Here is a 23621-nt window from a genome sequence, read left to right as displayed (position 1 = left end):
CACAGTTGGAGCTGGCTTGCCCCGGCGACGTGTCCGGCACTGAGGTACGACCGCTTCGCGCTCGATCGCAGGGCAAGCCCGCTCCTATAGCAATACGACAAGCAGGGCTTCATTCATCCCACATTATCGAGTAACGTGCTCGTGAATCTAGATTAAACGATTCAGCAGGCGATTTACTGCCGATCCTTTCGCCTGGACAGGGCCATTGCAACTGGCCCTTAGCTGAACAATTCACAACAATACCTCAGCACCGCCCTGGTGCTGCAAAGGAGAAGGTCATGCTCGAGCTCACCGTGGAGCAGATATCCATGGGCCAGTCGGCTGTGGATAAGTCGGCGGCGCTGCACCTGTTGGCTGAGCGCCTGGTCAGCGACGGCCTGGTTGCCGAAGGCTATCTGGCCGGCCTACAAGCCCGTGAAGCGCAAGGCTCGACCTTCCTCGGCCAAGGTATTGCCATCCCCCATGGCACCCCCGCAACCCGCGAGCTGGTGCATGCCACCGGGGTGCGCCTGCTGCAGTTTCCCGAAGGGGTCGACTGGGGCGATGGCCAGATCGTCTACCTGGCCATTGGCATCGCCGCCCGCTCCGATGAGCACCTGCGCCTGCTGCAACTGCTGACCCGCGCCCTGGGCGAGACGGACTTGGCCGAAGCCCTGCGCCGTGCCAGCTCTGCTGAGGCATTGCTGAAGTTGCTGCAAGGCGCGCCGCAAGAGCTGGCGCTGGATGCGCAGATGATCGGCCTGGGTGTGCCCGCCGACGATTTTGACGAGCTGGTATGGCGCGCCGCGCGCCTGCTGACCCGCGCGCAGTGTGTCGGCGGCGGCTTTGCCGGGGTGTTGCAGCAGCTCGACCCGCTGCCGCTGGGCGAGGGCCTGTGGTGGCTGCACAGCGAGCAGGCGGTGCGCCAGCCGGGCCTGGCCTTCGTCACCCCGCAGCAGCCACTGCGCCACAATGGCCAGCCGGTGCAGGGCCTGTTCTGCCTGGCCAGCCTTGGCGCTGCGCATCAGGCCTTGCTTGAGCGCCTGTGCACGCTGTTGATCGAAGGCCGCGGCCAGGAGCTGTGCCGCGCCACCAACAGCCGCACCGTGCTGGAAGTGCTGGGCGGCGAGCTGCCTGCCGACTGGCCCAGCGCGCGTATCGGCCTGGCCAATGCTCACGGCCTGCATGCGCGGCCGGCCAAGGAGCTGGCGCAACTGGCGAAAAACTTCGATGGCGAGATTCGCCTGCGCCTGGTCGACAGCGGCCAGCCGGCGGTGTCGGCCAAGAGCCTGAGCAAGCTGCTGAGCCTCGGCGCCCGGCGTGGGCAGATGCTGGAAATCATCGCCGAGCCGAGCATTGCCAACGATGCCTTGCCGGCGTTGCTGGCCGCGATTGAAGCGGGCCTGGGCGAAGAGGTGGAGGCGCTGGCGCCCGTCGTCGAGGCGGTCATCGAGGTGATGGCCGAGCCAGAGCTTGTGCCACCGGCAGCGGGCGCGCTGATCCACGGCGTTGCCGCCGCACCGGGTATTGCCAGCGGCCCGGCGCATATCCAGGTGCTGCGCGAGTTCGACTACCCGCTGCGCGGTGAATCGCTGCCCATCGAGCGGCAACGCCTGCAGCAAGCGTTGGCCAATGTGAACCACGAAATCGAAGCGCTGACCCAGCGCAGCCCGGCCAAGGCCATCCGCGAGATTTTCGTCACCCACCAGGAGATGCTCGCCGACCCGGACCTCAGCGACGAAGTCGACCAGCGCCTGCGCCAGGGCGAAAGCGCCGCCGCTGCGTGGATGGCGGTGATCGATGCCGCCGCGCGCCAGCAGGAGTCCTTGCACGACGCACTGCTTGCCGAACGTGCCGCCGACCTGCGCGATATCGGCCGGCGGGTATTGGCCCAGCTGTGCGGCGAAGCCGACGTGCCGGCGCCGGAGCAACCCTATGTGTTGGTGATGGAAGAGGTTGGCCCCTCCGATGTGGCGCGCCTCGACCCACAACGGGTAGCCGGAATTCTGACCGCTCGGGGCGGCGCCACCGCCCACAGCGCCATCGTCGCTCGTGCCCTGGGCATCCCCGCTGTGGTGGGTGCCGGCGACGCCGTGCTGCTGATTGCCCCGGGCACGCCGCTGCTGCTTGACGGCCAACGCGGGCGCCTGACCGTCGCCCCCGCCGCTGACCAACTCGAACGGGCCCTGGCTGAACGCGACCGCCGCGAGCAACGCCTGCACGCCGCCAAGGCCCGGCGCCTGGAGCCTGCAATCACCCGCGACGGCCATGCCATCGAAGTGTTCGCCAATATCGGCGAAAGCGCCGGGATCGAAGCGGTGGTTGATCAGGGCGCCGAAGGCGTTGGCCTGCTGCGCACCGAACTGATCTTCATGGCCCACCCGCAAGCCCCCGACGAAGCCGTGCAAGAGGCCGAGTACCGCCGCGTGCTCGATGGCCTTGCTGGTCGGCCGCTGGTGGTACGCACCCTCGATGTCGGCGGCGACAAACCCTTGCCTTACTGGCCGATTGCCAAGGAAGAAAACCCCTTCCTCGGCGTGCGCGGCATTCGCCTGACCCTGCAACGCCCGCAGGTGATGGAAAGCCAGCTGCGCGCCTTGCTGCGCGCTGCTGGCGACCGGCCGCTGCGGATCATGTTCCCGATGGTCGGCCAGCTCGAAGAGTGGCGCCAGGCGCGGGCCATGGTCGAGCGCCTGCGCGAGGAAATCAGCGTCAGCGACCTGCAACTGGGGATCATGATCGAGGTGCCATCGGCCGCCTTGCTGGCGCCGGTGCTGGCCCAGGAAGTGGACTTTTTCAGCGTCGGCACCAACGACCTGACCCAGTACACCCTGGCCATCGACCGCGGCCACCCGAGCCTTTCGGCGCAAGCCGACGGCCTGCACCCGGCGGTGCTGCAACTGATCGACATCACCGTGCGCGCCGCCCATGCCCATGGCAAATGGGTCGGCGTGTGCGGCGAGCTGGCGGCCGATCCGCAGGCGGTGGCGCTGCTGCTCGGCCTTGGCGTCGATGAGCTGAGCGTTGCTGCGCGCAGCATCGCCGAGGTGAAAGCCGAAGTACGTGAACTGAACTTTGAACATGCCCAAAAGCTTGCGCGCCAAGCCTTGCTGCAGGGCAGTGCCGGCGCAGTGCGGGCACTGCTGGAGACCCGTTGATGGCCAAGATACTGACCCTGACCCTGAACCCGGCGCTGGACCTTACCGTCCGCCTCGACAGCCTGCAGGCCGGCCAGGTCAACCGCAGCCAGGCGCAGCACACCCATGCCGCCGGCAAGGGCCTGAACGTTGCCCAGGTACTGGCCGACCTTGGCCATAGCGTGACGGTGGGCGGCTTTCTCGGTCGCGACAACCTGGCGCCGTTCGAGGCCCTGATCGGCCGCCGTGGCTTTGCCGATTGCTTTGTGCGGGTAGCCGGCGAGACCCGCTGCAACATCAAGCTGGTCGAAGCCTGCGGCCAGGTCACCGATATCAACGGCCCTGGCCCGCAGGTCGATGAGCAGGCGCGTCTGGAACTGCTGACCCGCCTGGAGCAAATCGCCCCTGGTCACGATGCGGTGGTGGTCGCCGGCAGCCTGCCGCAGGGCATCAGCCCGCAGTGGTTGCAGATGCTCCTGGCCCGGCTCAAGGCCATGGGCCTGAAAGTGGCTCTGGACACTAGCGGTGAAGCCTTGCGGGCCGGGCTTGCCTGCGGGCCGTGGCTGGTCAAGCCGAACACCGATGAATTGAGCGAAGTGCTTGGCACTGCGGTGCATGATGTTGCCCAGCAGCAACAAGCTGCAACCCGGTTGATCGGCCAGGGTGTCGAACATGTGGTGGTGTCCCAGGGCGAGCAGGGCGTCAACTGGTTCCGCCAGGGCAGCGTCCTCAGCGCCGTGCCGCCCAAGGTCACGGTAGCCAGTACCGTCGGCGCCGGCGATTCGCTGCTGGCAGGCATGGTCCATGGCCTGCTGAGCGCCGACACGCCGGCGCAAACCCTGCGCCGGGCCACGGCGATTGCCGCCCAGGCGGTGACCCAGATCGGTTTTGGCATCAACGACCGGGCGCAACTGGCGCAACTGGAAAGCCAGGTGCAGCTGACAGAAGAACAACAAGAGGCTTGCAGATGAACATTGCCATCGTCACCGCCTGCCCCAATGGCCAGGTCTCCAGTGTGCTCAGTGCGCGCCTGCTGGAAGCGGCCGCGCTGCGCCAGGGCTGGAGCACCAGCGTTGAAGTGCACGACCCGCAGCAACCCGAGCGGCAGTTATCGGCGGCGGCGATCGCTGCCGCCGACTGGGTGCTGGTGGTCAACACCGGCCCGCTGGAGCTGCGCCGTTTCGCCGGCAAGCGCCTGTACCAGAGCACCCCGGCGCAAGCCCTGGCGGATGTCGAAAACTTTCTCCGTGAAGCGGCCGAAAAGGCGGTGGTTTATCAGCCCGAAGCCGAGCCGGTTGCAGCGCCGGTAGAGCGCAGCGCGAAGATTGTCGCGGTCACTGCCTGCCCGACTGGCGTCGCCCATACCTTCATGGCCGCCGAGGCCTTGCAGCAGGCGGCGCAGCAACTGGGCTACCAGCTCAGCGTCGAGACCCAGGGCTCGGTGGGCGCGCGTAACCCCTTGTCGGCAGCGGCCATTGCCGACGCCGACGTGGTGCTGCTGGCCGCCGATATCGAGGTGCCCACCGCGCGCTTTGCCGGCAAGCGCATCTACAGCTGCGGCACCGGGGTTGCCCTCAAGCAGGCCCAGGCCACACTGAAAAAAGCCATGGCCGAAGCCCGCGAAGAAGCTACCGCGCAAGGTGCAAACGCAGCGCCTGCGCGCAGCGAAAAAACCGGGGTGTACAAGCACCTGCTCACCGGCGTGTCGTTCATGCTGCCGATGGTGGTGGCCGGCGGTTTGCTGATCGCGCTGTCGTTCGTGTTCGGTATCGAGGCCTACAAAGAGCCCGGCACCCTGCCTGCAGCATTGATGCAAATTGGCGGTGACGCGGCGTTCAAACTGATGGTGCCGCTGCTGGCCGGTTACATCGCTTATTCGATAGCCGACCGTCCGGGGTTGGCGCCGGGGATGATTGGCGGCTTGCTCGCCAGTACCTTAGGCGCGGGTTTTATCGGCGGTATCGTCGCAGGCTTTCTCGCCGGTTACAGCGCCAAGGCCATCAGCCGCTGGGCGCGCCTGCCCAGCAGCCTTGAGGCGCTCAAGCCGATCCTGATCATCCCGCTGCTGGCCAGCCTGTTCACCGGCCTGGTGATGATTTACGTGGTCGGCAAGCCGGTGGCCGGCATGCTCGAAGGCCTGACCCATTTTCTCGACAGCATGGGCACCACCAACGCGATTCTGCTTGGGGTGTTGCTCGGCGGGATGATGTGCGTCGACCTCGGTGGGCCGATCAACAAGGCGGCCTATGCATTCTCGGTCGGGCTGCTGGCGTCGCAGAGTTATGCACCGATGGCCGCGACCATGGCCGCCGGCATGGTGCCGCCGATTGGCCTGGGCATCGCCAGCTTCATTGCCCGGCGCAAGTTCGCCCAGAGCGAGCGCGAAGCCGGCAAGGCGGCGCTGGTGCTGGGCCTGTGTTTTATTTCCGAGGGGGCGATTCCGTTTGCCGCCAAAGACCCGCTGCGGGTGATCCCGGCCAGTGTCGTCGGCGGTGCGCTGACCGGCGCCTTGTCGATGTACTTCGGCTGCAAGCTGATGGCGCCCCATGGCGGCCTGTTCGTCATGCTGATCCCCAATGCGATCAACCATGCCTTGTTGTACTTGCTGGCGATCGTCGCCGGCAGCCTGCTGACGGCAGTGGTGTATGCCGTGCTCAAGCGTGGTGAAGGGGTGGAGCTGACAGTGCAGCCGGCCAAGGCCTGATCAGTTGCGCGGGCGCGGGTACTTCTTGCGCAGGGGGACCAGCAGGTCGCTCAGGCCGTTGTGATCGACCTCGTGCATCAGTGCCAGCAGGCTACCCAGCTCGCCCTTGGGAAAGCCCTGGCGGGCGAACCAGTTGAGGTAGTGACCAGGCAGGTCGGCGATCAGCCGGCCCTGGTATTTGCCGTAGGGCATTTCGCGGGTGACCAGCAGGACGAGGGCTTCCGGGTTCATGGCAAGGCTGTTCTTTGAAGAGGTGGGCCAACATACATGCAATCTGCATGAAGGCCAAAGGACAGTTCATGCAGAACGCGTGCAAGTGATAAGTTCATTTAATTTCAAGTTATTGAAAGTTAACGATATTTTTATGTTCGCCGGCTGGCACGAACCCTGCTCCGATTTATTGCACTTCCCTCATGCAAAGGAGCAACGTCATGACTACCCCCAACAAAGAAGTGGTCTCGGTTCTCAACGAACTGATCGAGTTCAGCAAGGATGGCGAAAAGGGTTTCAAAACCTCTGCCGAGGATGTGAAAAATCCGCAGCTCAAAAGCTACTTCATCCAGCGTGCCGGTGAGTGCGGTAGCGCCGCCGCCGAACTGCAACAGCAAGTGCGCCGCCTCGGTGGCGACCCGGAAACCTCCACCAGCGTCAGCGGTGACCTGCACCGTGGTTGGGTCAACCTGAAGTCGATGCTCACCGGCAAGGATGAAGAAGCGGTGCTCAACGAAGTAGAGCGCGGCGAGGACCACGCGCTGAAAGCCTACAAGGACGCTCGTGAGAAGTTGGTCAAAGTTGGACTCACTGTGACCGATCCGGTTTACCTGCTAGTCCAGAAACAGTTGGAAGGCGTGCAGCGCAATCATGACCAGGTCAAGGCCCTGCGCAACCAGGCTCGCGCCAGCTCTTAACGCGCAGCCTCGACCCGGTTGCGGCCGTTGCCCTTGGCACGGTAAAGCGCTTCGTCGGCATCGCCCAGCAAGGTCGCAAGATCTTGCTGGGCGCCTGGCGTGTGGCAACCGATGCCGATACTGACGGTCACCGGCGCCGTGTCCGCGCCAAACGGCGGCAACGCCTCGACGGCTGCGCGAATACGTTCGGCCAGCAGCAGTGCCCCCGGCAGTTCAGTCTCCGGCAACACCACCAGAAATTCCTCACCCCCATAGCGTGCGGCCAGGTCGGCCGGGCGGCGAATGCTGCTGGCAATCGCTGCGGCCACCTGGCGCAAGGCGGCATCGCCACCCGGGTGGCCATGACGGTCGTTGAAGGCCTTGAAGTGATCGACATCGACCATCAGCACCGCCAGCGGCCGGGCATTGCGCAGGCTGCGCGCCCATTCCTGGCGCAGCACCTGGTCCAGGCGCCGGCGGTTGGCAAGGCCGGTCAGGCTGTCGGTGGCGGCCAGCGCCGCCAGGCCTTGTTCGGCGCTCTGCCGGCGGCGTAATTCGCGACCCAATAGCAGGGTCAGCCAGAGAATGCCGATGCACAGCACGCCGGTGGCGACGCTGACCAGCACGGCGGTGCGCCGCCACGACTCGAAGACTTCGTCGGCGGAGTGGGCGACGATGACGATCAGCGGCAAGTCGCCAACCCGGGCGAAGGTAAACAGCCGTTCTTTGCCGGTGCGCGTGGAAACCCCGGCAAAGGTGCCGCTGACATCGGCGCGCATGCGCTGGAAGTTCGGCCGGTCGCTGTAGTTCTGGCCGATTTTTGGTTCATCCGGGCTGCCCGGCTGGCGTACCAGCAGGGCGCCGTCGGTGTTCATCAGGTTGATGCTGCTGTCGGTGCCGATGTCCAGGCGCTGGAACAGCGTGCTGAAGTACGACAGGCGCAAGGCCCCGGCAGCCACGCCGAGAAACTCGCCGTGGGGCCCGGAGATGCGCCGACTGAAGCTGATGCACCAGTCCAGGTCGCCCAGCCGTGCCTTGAACGGCTGGCCGATGACCAGGCCCAGGTCGGGGTTGTCGCGATGCTGCTGGAAGTCCTTGCTGTCGGCGAAGTTGGCCTGGCGCGGGATGGCGCTGGTGGAGTCTGCAACCACGTCGCCCTTGGCATCGAGCCAGAGGATATCGCCACGTACCGGTGCGGTAACGGCCTGGTTGAAGAGAATCTGCTGGCGCAGCTCGACCGGCACGGCGAGCAGTTCCGGGCGCTGCACGGCCCAGATCAGGCCTTGCAGGGAAAGGTCGTAGAGTTCGACATTGCGCACGATGTCGCTTTCGATCAACTGCACTATGTTGCTGGCCGAGCGTGCGGCGGCCTGTTCGACGCTGCTGCGTTCGCGCATCAACAGGAAGGTGACAATGGCGACGATGGCGAGCACCGCGAGGCAACTGCCCAGGTTGAGGATCAGCTCCGGATGAGACTTGTACAGGGCGGATCGCTGGGATCGGGTGGGCAACGTCATGGTCACTGATGCCGAAGACCGTCTGGAAAGTGCGGTATTACTGCGCGGCGGCCGTATTCTAGGGGCGCGCGGATTGTCGGACAAGGATTTAATGGTGACATTCTGACGAATGTGGGAGCGGGCTTGCCCCGCGATTGCAACGGGTCGGACCCATCGCATCGCGAGTCAAGCTCGCGCCTACCGGTTCGATCAGAAAATGTTCAGCGGGTAGTCAACGATCACCCGGTACTCGTCGACATCGTTGTCGATGTGCGAGTAGCCCTGAGTGCCACGGTGCGAGGCCCAGCGCAGCAGTACCGAGAGGTCCTTGAGCTGGCCTTGCTGGAACACGTACTGCAGGTCGACGTCACGTTCCCAGTGCTGGGCATTCTCGCCGTCGGCGTTGTACCAGTGGCCGTAGCCGACGCTGTTGGGGTCGACCTTGCTCATGTCCAGCTCACCGCGCGAGTAGGACACAATCGAGGTCAGGCCGGGGATGCCGGCACCGGCGAAGTCGTAGGCGTACTTGAGCTTCCACGAGCGCTCGTTGGGGCCGTTGAAGTCCGAGTAAATCTGCGAGTTGTCGAGAAAGACGCTGTCGCCCTGGTTGATGTAGTCGAACGGGGTGTTGCCGTTGACCCGCTGGTACACCGCGGTGAGGCTGTTGTAGCCGACGTTGACGGTGAAATGCAGGCTGTAGGTGTTGTTGTCGATGTGCCCGAGCAGCGCCTGGCCGGTGTCCTGGGTGTGGTAGAAATGCAGGCCGGGGTTGAGGCTGACCAGCTCGTTGAGCTGCCAGGTGTAGTCCAGATCGAAGTAGTACTGGTTCCAGATGTCCTTGAGCTCGGCGGCATACAGGCTCGAGGTCAGGTTCGGTACGCCGCTCCAGGCCACCCCGGCCCAGTTCAGGTGGCGGCTGTCGCGCTCGTCCTGCAACTTGCCGTAGAAGGTGTCGATGCGCCGGTGGCCGCTCTGGTTGTAGGGCTTGGTGAAGCTGGCCTGGCCGGCTTCGAGCATCACCCCGTCAAAGCTGTTGTTGGTGACGCTGACGCCACGGAAGGTCTGCGGCAGCATGCGCGACTCGCCGCCGGCGATCACCGGGTTGGTGAGGAACAGGTCGCCGGCCTTGAGCTCGGTGTCAAAGGCTTTCATCTTCAGCGCAGCGCCGGCAGTGGAGAACGAATCGTGGGCCTTGCCCGGTTCGCCATCGCCCTTGGTGTTGATCGGCAAAATACTCGAGCCGGAGGTACCGCCACCGCCGTCGAGTTTCAGCCCGAGCATGGCGTGGGCATCGAGGCCGAAACCGACTGTACCCGGGGTGTAGCCCGATTCGAACTTGCCGAGAAAACCCTGGCCCCATTCGCGGTTGTCACGCACGCCTGGCAGCAGCTGGTTGCGGTTCAGGTAGTAGTTGCGAGCGTGCACATTGAGGCTCGACCCTTCGATGAAGCCTTCGGCTTTTTCCTCGTCGGCCTGGGCGCTGCAGGGCATCGTTGCAGCTAATGCAACGAACAGTGGGGTGAAGCGTAAAGCAGTGTTCACCGGTGTGGACTCCTTGGGGTGAATGTACGGCAGTTTTTATTGTGTGAAAGACGGTCTTGTTATGAACAAACGAGCCAGCGCGCTGGCATTTTTCGACACACGAAAAAAAGCCGCTGATCGGCAGCGGCTTTGAAAGACAACCGCACAGGCGCTCAAGTCACCTGTACGGCCATCGAGGGAGTCGAAGGAGTGGAGCGTGGCGCTATCAGCTATCGGAAGCGTCACTCGCTTGAGCCTTGGAAGCGGTCTGTTCCAGGCCTTTGGCCTGCTCGGCCTTGTGTGCGGCGATGGCCTCCTGAACGACGGCGGCGCGCTCGGCATTACGGGCAACAAAGGCCGGGGATTCTTCAGCCATGGCCAGTGGCGACAGCAACAGGGACGACAGGACGAATACGCTGGCAACACCCATACTGTTGGACATTTGCAACAACCTTCTTGCTTGGCAAGTGTGGATTAGGTTTGACTAAATTAGTCGGAAATGGGTGATAGAAACAGTTACTTTTAGGATAAGCACTGTTGCGTCAAAGGTAATAGTCATCGCGGGTCAAGCCCGCTCCCACAATGGATCTGTGTACACCGGACCCGCGATGAGGCCCTCAGGCCGGCAACAGGATCCCGAAGGTATTGGCCCCCGCCTGGCTGCGCACGAACACGCTGCCGCCATGCATCAGCGCAATCGCCTTGACGATCGCGAGCCCCAGCCCGTGGTTGCCGGCGCCGCTGTTGCTGCGCGCCGCATCCACCCGGTAGAAGCGTTCGAACAGCATCGCCAGGTGTTCCTCGCCAATCGCCGGCCCCGGGTTGCTCACGGCGATGCTTACCTGGCCGTGCTGCTCCTCGATGCGCACCTGGATCACCTGCTCGGGCAAGGTGTGCTGCACCGCGTTGTTCAGCAGGTTGATCAGCGCCCGGCGCAGCTGGGCCTTTTCGATGCGCGCCTGGGCATCGCCGCTGACCTGCACACTGATGCGCGCGTCCTCGAGGATGTAGTCCAGGTAGTCGAGAGTGGTCGCCACTTCTTCGGCCAGCGAGGTGCTGGTCAGCGCCGTGGCTTTGCTGCCCTGGTCGGCGCTGGCAAGGAAGAGCATGTCGTTGATGATGCTGCGCAGGCGCTCGAGTTCTTCAAGGTTCGATTGCAGCACCTCGAAGTAGTGCTCGGCGCTGCGCCCACGGGTCAGGGCGACCTGAGTCTGGCCGATCAGGTTGGTCAGCGGCGAGCGCAGTTCATGGGCGACGTCGGCGTTGAAGGCTTCCAGGCGGCTGTAGGCCTGGTCGACGCGCTCCAGGGTCGAGTTGAAGGCGCTGGCGAACTGCGCCAGCTCCGGGGGCAGGTCGGCCAGTTGCAGGCGCCCGCTCAGGCGCGGTGGCGCCAGCTTTTGAGCTTCCGCCGAGAGTGCCAGCAACGGCCGCAAACCATAGCGCGCCACCCAGTAACCGAGCAACGAGGCCAGCACCACGCCCAGCACCGACAGGCTGATGATCGCCACCAGCAAGGTGTGCTGGGTGTGCCAGAAAGTCTCGGTGTCGATGCCGATCAAAAAGCGCAGGGCCGGGCGCTTGCCCATGGCCGGCAGTTCGCTGACCAGTACCTTGTAAGGGTAGGGGCTGGCGGCCAGGTGCAGGTCGCGCATGCCCAGCCGGCCCTGGGCAAAGGTGCGGATGCTGGCGTCTGGCTGGCCATACTCGAACGGGCTACCGTCGCTGACCACCCAGAAGCGGATGCGCCGGTCTTCTTCGCTGAGCAAATTGAGCTTGTTGGTGATCTTCTGCCAGTGCTCGCGGGTGTCGTAGCGGGTCAGCGACGACTCCAGCACGCTGAAGCGCGCTTCAAGCTCGGCGGTGGGCAGCAGGTCGAGGCTGCGGTCGACCTGCTTGTACAGTGCGGTACCGATCACCAGGAACACACCCAGTGCCACCAGGGTGAACAGCGCGCTCAGGCGCAGGGCGATGGAGTTAGTCGGCACGGTTTTCCAGAACATAGCCCATGCCTCGGATGGTGTGCAGCAGTTTGGTTTCGAAAGGCCCGTCGAGCTTGGCGCGCAGGCGCTTGATCGCCACTTCGACAACATTGGCGTCGCTGTCGAAATTGATATCCCAGACCAGCTCGGCAATCGCCGTCTTCGACAAAATCTCGCCATGCCGGCGGGCCAGCACGCTGAGCAGCGAGAACTCCTTGGCGGTCAGCTCCAGGCGCTGCCCGGCGCGGCTGGCCTTGCGGCTGATCAGGTCGACCCAGAGGTCGGCGACCTGGATCTGCACCGGCTCATGGCCGCCGCCACGGCGGGTCAGGGCTTGCAGGCGGGCGACCAGTTCGAGGAACGAGAACGGCTTGCCGAGGTAGTCGTCGGCGCCTTCGCGCAGGCCGTGGATGCGGTCTTCGACCCGCTCGCGGGCGGTGAGCATGATCACCGGCGTCTGCTTGCGCGCACGCAGGGCGCGCAGCACACCGTAGCCGTCCAGGCCCGGGAGCATCACATCGAGGACGATCACCGCATAGTCGCCTTCCAGGGCCATGTGCAGGCCATCGATACCGTCGCGCGCCAGGTCCACGGTAAAGCCTTGCTCGCTGAGGCCGCGGTGCAGGTAGTCGGCGGTCTTTTGTTCGTCTTCGATAATCAGCACACGCATGGTCGGCTCTCAACTGGCATCGGTTTGCGCCATGGTCACGGCCGTCTGGCGCCGGTGGAACAGGCGTTCCAGGGCCAAGTATATGACCGGTGTGGTGAACAGTGTCAGCGCCTGGCTGACCAGCAGCCCGCCGACCACAGCAATGCCCAGTGGCTGGCGCAGCTCGGCGCCGGCGCCCATGCCGAACATCAGCGGCACGGCGCCAAGCAGGGCGGCGAGGGTGGTCATCATGATCGGCCGAAAACGTGTCAGGCAGGCCTTGTGGATCGCCTCTTCGGCGCTCAGGCCCTGGTGGCGCTGAGCGTCGAGGGCAAAATCGATGAGCAGGATGCCGTTCTTCTTGACGATGCCAATCAGCAGCACGATGCCGATCAAGCCCATGATCGAAAAATCCTCGCCCGACAGCCACAACAGCGCCAGGGCGCCGAGCCCGGCCGAGGGCAGGGTGGAGATGATGGTCAGCGGATGGACGAAGCTCTCATAGAGCACGCCGAGGATGATGTACACCGCCACCAGCGCCGCGAGGATCAGCCACGGCTGGCTCGACAGCGAACTCTGGAAGGCCTGGGCCGCACCCTGGAAGGTGCCGATGATCGAATCGGGCATGCCCAGTTCGCGCTGGGTGCGTTCAAGAATCTGCACCGCGTCGCCCAAGGCGACGCCGGGGGCCAGGTTGAACGACAGGTTGGCGGCCGGGAACAGGCCGTCATGGGCAATCGACAACGGCCCGGTGCTCGGCGCCGCGACCTTGGCCAGCACCGACAACGGCACCATCTCGCCGCTCAAGGGCGAGCGCAGGTAGAAGTAGTTGAGGCTCTCGGCCTTGCCGCGCTGGCGGGCGTCGAGTTCGAGGATCACCTTGTACTGGTTGGTCTCGGTCTGGAACTCGCTGATCTGCCGCTGGCCGAAGGCATCGTAGAGCGCCTGGTCGACGTCGGTGGTGGTCAGGCCGAAACGCGCCGCGGCCTTGCGGTCGATGTCGATGCGGGTAACGCTGGCGCCCAGTTGCAGGTCGTTGGACAGGTCGCGAAAGGCCGGGTTGGCCTTCAGCCGCTCGGTCAGGCGCTGGGTCCAGAGGTTCAGCGCCGGGCCGTCATTGCTCTTGAGCACGTACTGGTACTGGCTGCGGCTTGGTCCGGAGCTGAGGTTGATGTCCTGGCCGGCGCGCAGGTACAGGACGACGCCCGGCACCTTGGCCAGCTTCGGCCGCAGGCGGTCGATGAATTCGCTGGCCGAAACGTCGCGATCGCCACGGTCCTTGAGGGCGATCCAGAAGCGGCCGTTGGCGATGGTCTGGTTGCTGCCGGTCACTCCGACAGCATGGGAGAAGGCTCGCACGGCCGGGTCGGCCTCGACGATCCTGGCCAGCGCCTTATGTTTTTCGAGCATGTCCGGGTAGGAGACATCGGCCGCCGCCTCGCTGGTGCCGAGCACGAAGCCGGTGTCCTGCACCGGGAAGAAGCCTTTGGGGATGGCAATGTAGCCGACCACTGCCAGGGCGAAGGTCAGGCCGAATATACCCAGCATGAGTCGCTGGTGGGCCAGGGCCTTGACCAGCCCGCGCTCGTACCAGCCGAGCAGGCGGCTCGGGGCGTCATGGGCGTTGTGCTGCGGGCGGCGCATGAACAGGGCGCAGAGGGTCGGCGCCAGGGTCAGCGACACTACCACCGAAATCAGGATGGTCGAGGTGGCGGTGAGGGCGAACTCCTTGAACAGCCGCCCGACCACGCCGCCCATGAACAGCAGCGGAATGAACGCGGCAATCAGCGAAAAACTGATCGACACCACGGTAAAGCCGATTTCGCCCGAGCCCTTGATCGCCGCCTCGCGCATGCCGTCACCGGCTTCCAGGTGACGGTGTATGTTCTCCACCACCACGATCGCGTCATCGACCACAAAGCCCACGGAGATGACGATGGCCACCAGGGTCAGGTTGTTCAGGCTGAAGCCGAACAGGTACATCAGGGCGAAGCTGGCCACCAGCGACACACCGAGCACGCTCGACACGATCAGGGTTGCCGACCATTGGCGCAGGAACAGCGCCATCACCCCGATCACCAGCAGCACGGCGATCATCAGGGTGATCTCCACCTCGTGCAGCGAGGCGCGGATGGTCTGGGTGCGGTCGTTGAGCACCGACACCTGCACGGATGCCGGCAGCATCTGCTCAAGCCCCGGCAAGGCCGCCATAATGCCGTCGACGGTATCGACGATGTTCGCCCCGGGCTGGCGGAACACCACCAGGTTCAGGCCCTGCTGCTCGCCGGACCAGGCTTTGACGTAAGCGTTTTCGGCGCCATTGATCACCTTGGCAACATCCTGCAGGTGCACCGGTGCGCCGTCGCGGTACGAGACGATCAGCTGGGCGTATTCCTCAGGGTGGAACAACTGGTCGTTGGTGGCGATGGTCGACACGCTGTTCTGCCCGTACAGCGCGCCTTTGGCCAGGTTCAGGCTGGTCTGCTGGATGGCCTGGCGCAGGTCGGCCAGGGTCAGGCCCAGGGCGGCGAGTTTTTCTGGCTGGGCCTGCACGCGGATGGCCGGGCGCAACTGCCCGGTGATGTTGATCAGGCCGACCCCGTCGATCTGGCTCAACTGGCGGGCCAGCAGGGTTTCGGCGTAATCACTGAGCTCGTTGGCCGGCATCTGCGCCGAGCTTACGGTAAGAATCAGCACCGGGCTGTCGGCCGGGTTGACCTTGCGCCAGGTCGGCGGGCTGGGCATGTCCTGGGGCAGGCGCGCGGTGGCGGTGTTGATTGCTGCCTGGACTTCCTGGGCGGCGGTGTCGATGCTCTTGTCGAGGGTGAACTGCAAGATCAGGTTAGTCGAGCCCAGGGCGCTGCTGGAGGTCATCTGGGTCATGCCGGGGATGGCGCTGAACTGCACCTCCAGCGGCGTGGCCACCGACGAGGCCATGGTTTGCGGGCTGGCGCCGGGCAGTTGCGCGGTGACCTGGATGGTCGGGAAATCGGCTTCGGGCAATGGCGCCACCGGCAGGCGCGGAAAGGCGATGACCCCGAGCAGCACCAGGGCGAAGGTCAGCAGCAGGGTGGCGATCGGGCGGTCGATGCACCAGGCGCTGATCGAGCCGCGCGGGTTCATGGCTGCACCTTGGCGCTGGTCACGTCTTCTGGCGGCGGCGCCTCAGGGGCGATTTCGACATGGGCGCCGGGCTTGAGCCGCGACTGGCCGTCGGACACCAACCGGTCGCCAGCTGCGACCCCGGCAATGATGTTCAGCACACTGTCCTGGTACAGCACCTTGACCGGCACGCTGTCGACCTTGTCGCCATTGAGGCGGTACACGTAATGGCCGTCGATGCCGCGCTGCACCACTTGCGGTGGCACCACCAGGGCTTTTTGATCCAGCGCGGTCTGCAGCTTGAGGGTCACCAGTTGCCCGGGCCACAGCCGCGCATCCGGGTTGGCGAACTCGGCCTTGACCCGGATGGTGCCGGTGTTGGCCGCCACCTGGTTGTCGATCAGGCTAAGCCTGCCCTCGCCCAGCAGCGTGCCGCCGCTGTCGCCGTCGCCTTCCAGGTAGGCTTGCACCACCGCCGGGGTTGGTGCGGTGAGCAGGCCCTGCAGGGTTGGCAGCAATTGCTGCGGCAGCGAGAACTCGACACCGATCGGGTCGATCTGGGTCACGCTGAACAGCCCCTGGGTGTCGGCCACGCGCAGGAAGTTGCCCGCGTCGACATTGCGAATACCGACCCGGCCGGTCACCGGCGAGCGAATCTGCGTGTACGAAAGTTGCACTTGAGCGGCGGCAATCGCGGCCTGGTTGCCGAGTACCGTGGCCTTGAGCTGATTGAACAGTGCCTGCTGCTGGTCGAGCGTCTGCTTTGAGACGCTGTTGTCGGTACTCAGCAGGCGGTAGCGCTTGAGGTCTACCTCGGCCACCTGCAACTGCGCCTGGCTCTGGCCCAGTTGGGCCTTGGCTTGTTCGAGGCTGGCGCGGATCGAACGGTCGTCGATGGTGGCCAGCAGGTCGCCTTGCTTGACCGCCTGGCCTTCTTTGACCAGCAACTGCGTCAGCACCCCTTCGACCTGCGGGCGGATCACCACGCTGTGCAGCGACAGCACCGAACCGATGCCGCTGACAAAGCGCGGCACGTCCTGCTGCTTGACGCTGACCACGCGCACCGGGATGGCGCTACTGATGGTGGATTGTTCCTTGCCGGGGCGGTTGACCAGCCACAGGGCGGTGCCTGCCAGGGCGATGAGCAGGGCGCAGATAAAGACGGAACGAGGCTTGATTGACATGCTTGCAGGGCACCGCGGGCGCAGGGGTGGGTATTTAGCGTTATAGCTGCTCAATCAGGTCAGCAGCGTGACCGCTAACTGACAGCGCTGACAGGTTTGGCGTACACCGCTCCTTTGTGGGAGCGGGCTTGACCCGCGATGAGGCCCGACCTGCCAACACAGCAGATTCTGTGTATTTCAGCTCGGTAATGGCCAAGTGCCAATATCCTGAGCTGGATCAAGATTACGCAAAAATTTGCCACTAGAGTCGTACGCCCTGCCGATTCTCCCCGACAAAAACGAGTGCCTCCGATGAAGAGCAATTTGCCTGTGACCGGTCGCAATGTGGATTATCCCGGTGACGCCAATATCCTTTCCACCACTGACCTGACCAGCCAGATCACCTACGCCAATGACGATTTCATCAAGATCAGTGGCTTTACCCGCGAAGAGTTGATCGGCAACCCCCACCATATCGTCCGCCACCCGGACATGCCGCCCCAGGCTTTCGCGCAGATGTGGCAAACGCTGAAGAGCGGCCGCTCATGGATGGGCCTGGTGAAAAACCGTTGCAAGAACGGCGACCATTACTGGGTCAGCGCCTTTGTTACGCCCATCTCCAGCAACGGTCAGGCCATGGAGTACCAGTCGGTGCGGACCAAGCCCAGTGCCGAGCAGGTCGAGGCCGCTGAGCGTTGTTACGCCCACCTGCGCAGTGGCCGCAACCGCTGGTGGCAGCGTCTGCCGGTGCTGGGGTTGGGCTGGCAGTTGTGGGGCGGGGTGACCCTGGCGCTGGCGGCGGTGTTTGCCATCAGTCGCCTGCTGCTGCCGGTGCTGCCATGGCAAGGTGCGCTGGAGCTGATTGTGGCCAGCGGCCTGGCGGCGTTGATGATCTTCATTGCCCTGCGCCCGCTGGAGCGCCTGCGCGTGCAGGCCCAGGCGATTGCCGACAACCCCTTGAGCCAGCAGCTGTACACCGGCCGGCGCGACGGCATCGGCCAGATCGACTTCGCCCTGCGCATGCTCAAGGGCCAGTTGGGCGCGGTGGTCGGGCGTATTGGCGATACCTCGCGGCGCCTGGCCGGGCATACCGGCAGCCTTGCCCAGTCGCTGCAAAGCAGCCACAGCAACAGCCTGGAGCAACAAAGCGAAGCCGACCAGGTGGCCACCGCGATCAACCAGATGGCCGCCAGCGTTGCCCAGGTTGCCAGCAGCGCCCAGCAAGCCTCGCAGGCTGCCGACCAGGCCGAAGGGGAAACCCAGGCCGGGCATCAACTGGTCGATCTCAACCGCAGCGCCATCCAGAACCTGGCGAACTCGCTGAATTCGGCCACCGAAGTTATCCACAATCTGGAAAGCCACAGCAGCGAGATCACCGGGGTGCTCGAGGTGATTCGCGGCATCGCCGAGCAGACCAACCTGCTGGCCCTCAACGCTGCCATCGAAGCGGCGCGAGCCGGTGACCAGGGCCGTGGTTTTGCCGTGGTTGCCGACGAAGTCCGCGGCCTGGCCCAGCGCACCGCGCAGTCGACCCACGAGATCCAGCGGATGATCAGCGCCCTGCAAAATGGTGCGCGCGAAGCGGTGCAGGTCATGCAGCAGAGCAGCGAACATGCCGGGCACAGTGTCGAACAGGCGCAGCGCGCCGCCAGCGCCCTGGACGGCATCAGCCTGCGGGTCAACCAGATCAGTGAAATGAGCCTGCAGATTGCCGCTGCAGTGGAGCAGCAAAGCCAGGTCAGCGAGAGCATCAACCGCAACATCATCAGCATTCGCCAGGCCAGCGAAGCCACGGTGCAGGTCGGCCAGCAGAGCCACCTGAGCGCCACCGACGTGGCCGGGCTGGCGCAAGACCTGCGCCGCTTGGCCGATGAGTTCTGGCGGCGCTGCCAGTAGGGCGATTCAGAAGCCGATGAAGCTGTAGTACAAGCCCGGTTCGCTGCACACCTGCGCGCCGCAGGCTTCAAGCTCGGCGCTCAGTTGCGGATCGACCACATGCAGCGTCCACGGCGCCAGCGGCTGCTCCAGCGCTGGTCGTTGCAGGGCCTGGGCAAGCGCGGCAGTGTCGGGCAGGTATGCGGTAAAGCCATTGCCCTTGAGCGCGCTGACATCGATGCCCAGTGCCTGGCAGATGGCAACCTTGGCACGGATATCATCGCGGTCGGCCTGGCGTGAACGCTCGATCAGCTCCGCCAGGCGTTTATCGACCAACTGATTGCCGTGGATCAGCGCCGGGCCGCTTTGCCAGGCTTCGCCCGGGCAGTCTTTGGCTTCGGGGCGCAGCGGGATGTGCGGGTTGATTTCCATCGGGTAGATGCGGCACACCAGCGGGCGGATCTCGTAGATGCCGCAGCGGTTGTCGTCATCCAGGTTGCGGCAGCGGCCGGGGTTGAAGGCAGCGAAGGTGATGGTCACCCAAGCTTCGCTGCTGCCGCAGGGCACCGGCCAGGAGCGGCGCATGGCGTGCTCGCGCTGCTCGGCCGGCAGGCCCAGGCCGTTGGCGAGGAAGGCTTCGACCAGGACGATGACCTGGCCGCCAGAGCCAGCCCAGTGGCGGGCTTCGCTCAAGGTCAGGGGCACATGATGCCCGGTGCAGCATTTGCCACAGCCGGTGCAGTCGAAACGGATATCGGAGGCAGGTGCGCTGTTCACGGTTGGCCGGGTGCCCACTCGGTGACGAAAGCCGCCTTGCGTTTTTTATCGAACAGGCACAGCTCGGTGCCTTTGCGGTTGTTCATGTGTTTTTGCGGGTAGCGGCCTTCGAGCAGCAAGGCGCTGTAGCCGACGCGGTCGTCGAACTCGGCGGCCTTGCCCAGGGCCTTGACCTGTTTGAGCTGGCTGGCGGCGATGCAGCTTTTCAGGACCTGCTGTTCATGCTCGCTCCAGGCCTGGCTGCTGGAAGCCTGGGCGCCGGCACTGAACACAGCGCAGCCGAGCAGGGTGAAGAGGAGGGCTTTCATGGCGGGTACTCGCAAAGGTGTGCGCACAATTGTGCCTGAGCCTCAGGCACATTCAAGCGCAGCGCTTCGCGGGTATGTGTCAGCGTTCTTCGAAGGCCACGGTGCGCGCGGCGACGATCAGGCAGTCGGTCAGCTCCGGCGAGGAGAACTTGGTCAGCACCGCGTTGGCCCCGGCATCCTTGGCCTTATCGCTGTTCATGGCGCTGTCCAGCGAGGTGTGCAGCAGCACGTAGAGGTGCTGGAAGTCAGGGGTTTCGCGCAGGGTACGGGTGAAGGCGTAGCCGTCCATCTCCGACATCTCGATGTCCGATACCACCACGTTGATCTCGCGCTCGGTGCCTTGCAGTTCCAGCAGGGTGTTGATTGCATCCTTGGCGCTGCGCGCGGTGTGGCATTCGATGCCGAGGTTGCGCAGGGTGTGCACCGACTGCTGCAGGGCCACCTGGCTGTCATCGACCACCAGAATGTTGGTGGCGGCCAGTACCGCAGCATCTTCGGCATTGAGCTCGGAGCTGGCCACCTCATGGGGCGGCGGGGCGATGCCGTGGATGACCTTCTCGATATCCAGTACCTGCACCAGGGTGTTGTCGACCCGGGTCACGCCGGTGATGAACGACTTGCTCCCCGAGCCGTAGGGCGGCGGCTTGATGTCGGTGCTCAGGCAATGGACGATCTTGCTCACCGCCTGCACGTGCAGGCCCTGTTTGGAGCGGCTGATGTCGGTGACGATCAGGCAGCCGCCGTCCGGGTCTGCCAGCGGCCGTTCGCCGATGGCCCGGGACAGGTCGATGACCGACAGCGAGTTGCCGCGCAGGGTGGCCACGCCTTTGACGTGGGGGTGCGACTCCGGCAGCTTGGTCAGCGGCGGGCAGGGGATGATTTCACTGACCTTGAGCAGGTTGATCGCCATCAGCTTGCCGCTGCGCAGGGTAAACAGCAGCAGCGACAGCGAGTCCGCGCGGGCATTTTGCGACGCCATAGGCACCTTCAGGGCAGAGTAATAGGGGGAGATGCCAGGTTATCGACCCGGCAGCCCGTGGCTTTAATCACTCGGTGAAATCAGCGTAGACCCAAGCGCCGCGCCAGGCGACTGAGATTGGCCCGGTCCAGGCCCAGCTCGCGGGCGGTGCTGGCCCAGTTGTGCTGGTGGCGCTCCAGGCAGGCCTGGATCAGCTGGCGCTGGTAGTCATCCAGGGCCTGGCGCAGGTCGCCAACGGGCAGCGGCGCTTCGGCCAGCGGCTGTGTTTCGGCTTGTGTCGGCAGCGCCTCGAGCGGGCGCAGGTCCAGGTCAGCGGCCTCCAGGGTGAGGATTTTCGGCCGCTGTGCATGTTGCCCCAGGGCCTTGAGCGCCGAGCGGCCGATCAGGTGTTCCAGCTCGCGCACGTTGCCCGGCCAGCTGTAGGCAAGCAACGCGGCCTGGGCTTCGGCGCTCAGGCGCAGGCTACCGAGGCCCATGCGCGAGCGATTCTGTTCCAGAAAGTAGCCGCTGAGCAGCAGCACATCGCGCCCGCGCTCACGCAGCGACGGTACCAGCAGCGGATACACACTCAGGCGGTGGTAGAAGTCGGCGCGGTAACGCCCGGCGCGCACTTCTTCGGCCAGGTCGCGGTTGGTGGCGGCGATCAGGCGCACATCGACGCGGTGCTCCTGGTCCGAGCCCAGGCGTTGCAACTGGCCGCTTTGCAGCACGCGCAACAGCTTGGCCTGCACGCTCAGCGACAACTCGCCGACTTCATCGAGAAACAACGTGCCGCCATTGGCCAGCTCGAACTTGCCACGGCGCTCGCCGACCGCGCCGGTAAAGGCGCCACGCACATGGCCGAACAGCTCGCTCTCGACCAGAGTGTCGGGCAGCGCCGCACAGTTGAGGCTGATCATCGGCCGCTCGGCGCGGCTCGAGGCCTGGTGGATGGCCTGGGCCACCAACTCCTTGCCGACCCCGGTTTCGCCGGTGATCAACACCGTCAGGTCGCTGCTGCCGACCAGGCGGATTTCTTCCAGCAGGCGTTTGTGCGCCTTGCTCTGGCCAATCAGCTCCTTGTGCTGCTGGCCGCTGGCCTGGCGATACACCTCGGCGCGCTGGTGTTCGTCTTCGGCGCGCAAGGCCAGTTGTTCGATGCGCTCGGCAACATTGACCGTAGCCGCGGCCAGGCTGGCAAAGGCCTGCAGGGCATCGAGCTCGACCTGCTGGAACTGCTCCGGGTCGAGCGCATCGAGGGTGATCAGGCCCCAGGGCTGTTCGTCGACAAACAGCGGGCAGCCCATGCAGTCGTGTACCTCAAGCTGATGATGCAGGCCTTCGACCAGGCCGTCATAAGGGTCGGGCAAGTCGCTGTCGCTGGCGAAGCGGGTGGGCTCTTCGCGGCTGAGAATGGCGGCAAAGCGTGGATGTTCATCGACCTTGAAGCGCCGCCCGAGGGTATCGGTGCTCAAGCCGTCCACCGCCAGGGGCACCAGCCATTCGCCGTCCAGGCGCAACAGCGCCGCGGCATCGCACGGCAGCAGGCTGCGCATGGCTTGGAGCAGGCGCCGGTAGCGCTCGCGTTCGGGCAATTCGCGGGACAGGTCGCTGACCAGCGGCAGCAAGGCGGTGAGCAGGGATTTTGCGGTCATAAAGACTCCTGTGGGTCAAAATGACTATATCGCAGATGTTGTCGTTATGACTCTATAATTTATAAGTTGTTGATTTATATGGATTAAATAGTTGGCACGAAAGCTGTAATAACTCAGGCATTCATCAAGAAGCCACAGGCTCAGGAGTCATCCATGCTCAATGCCCAGGATCGTGCAATCGTCAAAGCCACCGTACCCCTGCTGGAAAGCGGCGGTGAAGCGCTGACCACCCATTTTTACAAGCTGATGCTCAGCGAGTACCCCGAAGTGCGCCCGCTGTTCAACCAGGCCCACCAGGCCAGCGGCGACCAGCCACGGGCCTTGGCCAATGGCGTGCTGATGTACGCCCGCCACATCGACCAGCTCGAACAACTGGGTGGCCTAGTCGGGCAGATCATCAACAAGCATGTGGCTTTGCAGATCCTGCCGGAACATTACCCGATTGTCGGTAGCTGCCTGCTGCGCGCCATCGAAGAAGTCCTCGGCAAAGACATCGCCACCCCTGAAGTGATCGCCGCCTGGGGCGCGGCCTATCAGCAACTGGCCGATATCCTCATCGGCGCCGAAGGCGAGGTCTATGCACAAAAAGCTGCGGCCCCTGGTGGCTGGCGTGGCGCGCGCGCATTCAAGCTGGTCGAGCGGGTCGAGGAGAGCAGCGAAATCGTCTCGTTCTACTTCGCCCCGGTTGATGGCGGCGCGATCCTGCAGGCCGAGCCTGGCCAGTACATCGGGTTGCAACTGCTGATCGACGGCGTCGAACAGCGCCGCAACTATTCGCTGTCGGCCCTGAGCAATGCCGGCCAGTACCGCATCAGCGTCAAGCGCGAAGCCGGCGGCAAAGTCTCCAACTACCTGCACCAGCAGCTGGCGGTAGGCGACAGCATCAACCTGTTCCCGCCATCGGGTGAGTTCACCTTGAGTGCCAGCGACAAGCCGCTGGTGCTGATCAGTGGCGGCGTCGGCATCACCCCGACCTTGCCGATGCTCGAAGCGGCGCTGGACAGCGGCCGTTTGGTGCATTTCATTCACTGCGCACGCAACGGCGCGGTGCACGCCTTCCGCGACTGGGTCGATGAACTGGCGGCGCGCCACCCGCAGGTCAAGCGCTTCTACTGCTATGCCGAGGACGATGGCGTCAGCCAGCCGGCGGACGCCGTGGGTTTGCTCAGCGCCGATCAGCTTGGCCAGTGGTTGCCGCAAGAGCGTGATGTGGACGCCTACTTCCTCGGCCCGAAAGCCTTCATGGCCAGCGTCAAGCGCCACCTCAAGGGCCTGGGCGTGCCCGAGCAGCAGAGCCGCTACGAATTCTTCGGCCCGGCTTCGGCGCTGGAGTAAACACGTTTCGGTAACCGCGAACTGAAAGGATAGGGGCACGGCCAGCGATGGCTGTGCCTTGCGGCAATCGGTCGCCTTCTCAAGCAGGGGGCCTGG

Annotated in this window: 18 protein-coding genes and 1 pseudogene; 7 read left to right on the top strand and 12 right to left on the bottom strand. The window is 64.6% G+C overall.

Going from position 1 to position 23621, the window contains the following annotated elements; translation table 11 throughout:
* Window positions 1-278: 278 nt before the first annotated feature.
* From ptsP to LOY37_RS22795, 3 genes are read left to right on the top strand one after another with little or no spacing between them, the layout of a single operon-like run.
* Window positions 279-3137: a phosphoenolpyruvate--protein phosphotransferase gene (gene ptsP, locus LOY37_RS22805; RefSeq protein ID WP_258715780.1), complete on the top strand. Its 2859-nt coding sequence runs from the start codon at window positions 279-281 to the stop codon at window positions 3135-3137.
* Entirely contained in the window at window positions 3137-4087 is a 951-nt protein-coding gene (gene pfkB, locus LOY37_RS22800) for a 1-phosphofructokinase (protein WP_258715779.1), read from the top strand. Before ptsP ends, pfkB begins: the two co-directional genes overlap by 1 nt.
* Entirely contained in the window at window positions 4084-5820 is a 1737-nt protein-coding gene (locus LOY37_RS22795) for a PTS fructose-like transporter subunit IIB (RefSeq protein ID WP_258715778.1), read from the top strand. Before pfkB ends, LOY37_RS22795 begins: the two co-directional genes overlap by 4 nt.
* On the opposite strand, the gene LOY37_RS22790 is transcribed toward LOY37_RS22795, so the two are convergent.
* Window positions 5821-6051 (bottom strand): DUF3820 family protein, encoded by a 231-nt coding sequence (locus LOY37_RS22790; protein WP_093379533.1) that lies wholly within the window; start codon window positions 6049-6051, stop codon window positions 5821-5823.
* Between the two features lie 200 nt (window positions 6052-6251).
* Here LOY37_RS22790 and LOY37_RS22785 point away from each other — a divergent pair, with 200 nt between their 5' ends.
* Window positions 6252-6728: a PA2169 family four-helix-bundle protein gene (locus LOY37_RS22785; protein WP_258715777.1), complete on the top strand. Its 477-nt coding sequence runs from the start codon at window positions 6252-6254 to the stop codon at window positions 6726-6728.
* Here the strand turns inward: LOY37_RS22785 and LOY37_RS22780 are convergent.
* The 7 genes from LOY37_RS22780 to LOY37_RS22750 all read right to left on the bottom strand — a co-directional run bounded on the left by LOY37_RS22780 (window position 6725) and on the right by LOY37_RS22750 (window position 16638).
* On the bottom strand, window positions 6725-8218 hold the full coding sequence (locus LOY37_RS22780; protein ID WP_093387284.1) for a diguanylate cyclase: 1494 nt from the start codon (window positions 8216-8218) through the stop codon (window positions 6725-6727). The genes LOY37_RS22785 and LOY37_RS22780 overlap by 4 nt on opposite strands.
* A gap of 195 nt (window positions 8219-8413) precedes the next feature.
* A complete protein-coding gene (locus LOY37_RS22775) occupies window positions 8414-9745 on the bottom strand; it encodes an OprD family porin (RefSeq protein ID WP_156160193.1) in 1332 nt (443 codons plus the stop codon).
* A gap of 205 nt (window positions 9746-9950) precedes the next feature.
* A complete protein-coding gene (locus LOY37_RS22770) occupies window positions 9951-10166 on the bottom strand; it encodes a hypothetical protein (protein ID WP_093379544.1) in 216 nt (71 codons plus the stop codon).
* Between the two features lie 175 nt (window positions 10167-10341).
* The gene (locus LOY37_RS22765; protein ID WP_258715776.1) at window positions 10342-11724 is read right to left on the bottom strand and encodes a heavy metal sensor histidine kinase; all 1383 of its coding nucleotides are present in this window, start codon (window positions 11722-11724) and stop codon (window positions 10342-10344) included.
* Window positions 11699-12373, bottom strand: coding sequence for a heavy metal response regulator transcription factor (locus tag LOY37_RS22760; RefSeq protein WP_045197149.1), 675 nt, complete (start codon window positions 12371-12373; stop codon window positions 11699-11701). The genes LOY37_RS22765 and LOY37_RS22760 overlap by 26 nt, the downstream gene beginning before the upstream one ends.
* Before the next feature lie 9 nt (window positions 12374-12382).
* Window positions 12383-15475, bottom strand: a complete 3093-nt coding sequence (locus LOY37_RS22755) for a multidrug efflux RND transporter permease subunit (RefSeq protein ID WP_258715775.1) — start codon at window positions 15473-15475, stop codon at window positions 12383-12385.
* Window positions 15472-16638, bottom strand: a complete 1167-nt coding sequence (locus LOY37_RS22750; RefSeq protein WP_258715774.1) for an efflux RND transporter periplasmic adaptor subunit — start codon at window positions 16636-16638, stop codon at window positions 15472-15474. Before LOY37_RS22750 ends, LOY37_RS22755 begins: the two co-directional genes overlap by 4 nt.
* 291 nt (window positions 16639-16929) lie before the next feature.
* On the opposite strand from LOY37_RS22750, the pseudogene LOY37_RS27675 reads away from it, so the two are divergent.
* Together LOY37_RS27675 and LOY37_RS22745 are read left to right on the top strand one after the other, a co-directional pair.
* Window positions 16930-17211, top strand: a pseudogene (locus tag LOY37_RS27675) (PAS domain-containing protein); the annotation flags it as partial.
* A gap of 216 nt (window positions 17212-17427) precedes the next feature.
* Window positions 17428-18513: a methyl-accepting chemotaxis protein gene (locus LOY37_RS22745; RefSeq protein WP_371128667.1), complete on the top strand. Its 1086-nt coding sequence runs from the start codon at window positions 17428-17430 to the stop codon at window positions 18511-18513.
* Between the two features lie 6 nt (window positions 18514-18519).
* Here the strand turns inward: LOY37_RS22745 and LOY37_RS22740 are convergent, their stop codons facing one another.
* The 4 genes from LOY37_RS22740 to norR all read right to left on the bottom strand — a co-directional run bounded on the left by LOY37_RS22740 (window position 18520) and on the right by norR (window position 22190).
* A complete protein-coding gene (locus LOY37_RS22740) occupies window positions 18520-19269 on the bottom strand; it encodes a YkgJ family cysteine cluster protein (protein WP_258715773.1) in 750 nt (249 codons plus the stop codon).
* Window positions 19266-19577 (bottom strand): hypothetical protein, encoded by a 312-nt coding sequence (locus LOY37_RS22735; protein WP_093379574.1) that lies wholly within the window; start codon window positions 19575-19577, stop codon window positions 19266-19268. The genes LOY37_RS22740 and LOY37_RS22735 overlap by 4 nt, the downstream gene beginning before the upstream one ends.
* Before the next feature lie 79 nt (window positions 19578-19656).
* On the bottom strand, window positions 19657-20556 hold the full coding sequence (locus LOY37_RS22730) for a chemotaxis protein (protein WP_045197161.1): 900 nt from the start codon (window positions 20554-20556) through the stop codon (window positions 19657-19659).
* A gap of 80 nt (window positions 20557-20636) precedes the next feature.
* The gene (norR, locus tag LOY37_RS22725) at window positions 20637-22190 is read right to left on the bottom strand and encodes a nitric oxide reductase transcriptional regulator NorR (protein ID WP_258715772.1); all 1554 of its coding nucleotides are present in this window, start codon (window positions 22188-22190) and stop codon (window positions 20637-20639) included.
* A gap of 153 nt (window positions 22191-22343) precedes the next feature.
* Here norR and hmpA point away from each other — a divergent pair, with 153 nt between their 5' ends.
* Window positions 22344-23525: an NO-inducible flavohemoprotein gene (gene hmpA / locus LOY37_RS22720; RefSeq protein ID WP_093379584.1), complete on the top strand. Its 1182-nt coding sequence runs from the start codon at window positions 22344-22346 to the stop codon at window positions 23523-23525.
* Window positions 23526-23621 lie beyond the last annotated feature (96 nt).

Origin of the sequence: Pseudomonas sp. B21-012, from assembly GCF_024749305.1 — a bacterium.
Classification (GTDB): Bacteria; Pseudomonadota; Gammaproteobacteria; order Pseudomonadales; family Pseudomonadaceae; genus Aquipseudomonas.
The sequence above is the reverse complement of the archived record's forward strand: the minus strand, read 5'-3'. Positions and strand labels throughout refer to the sequence as shown.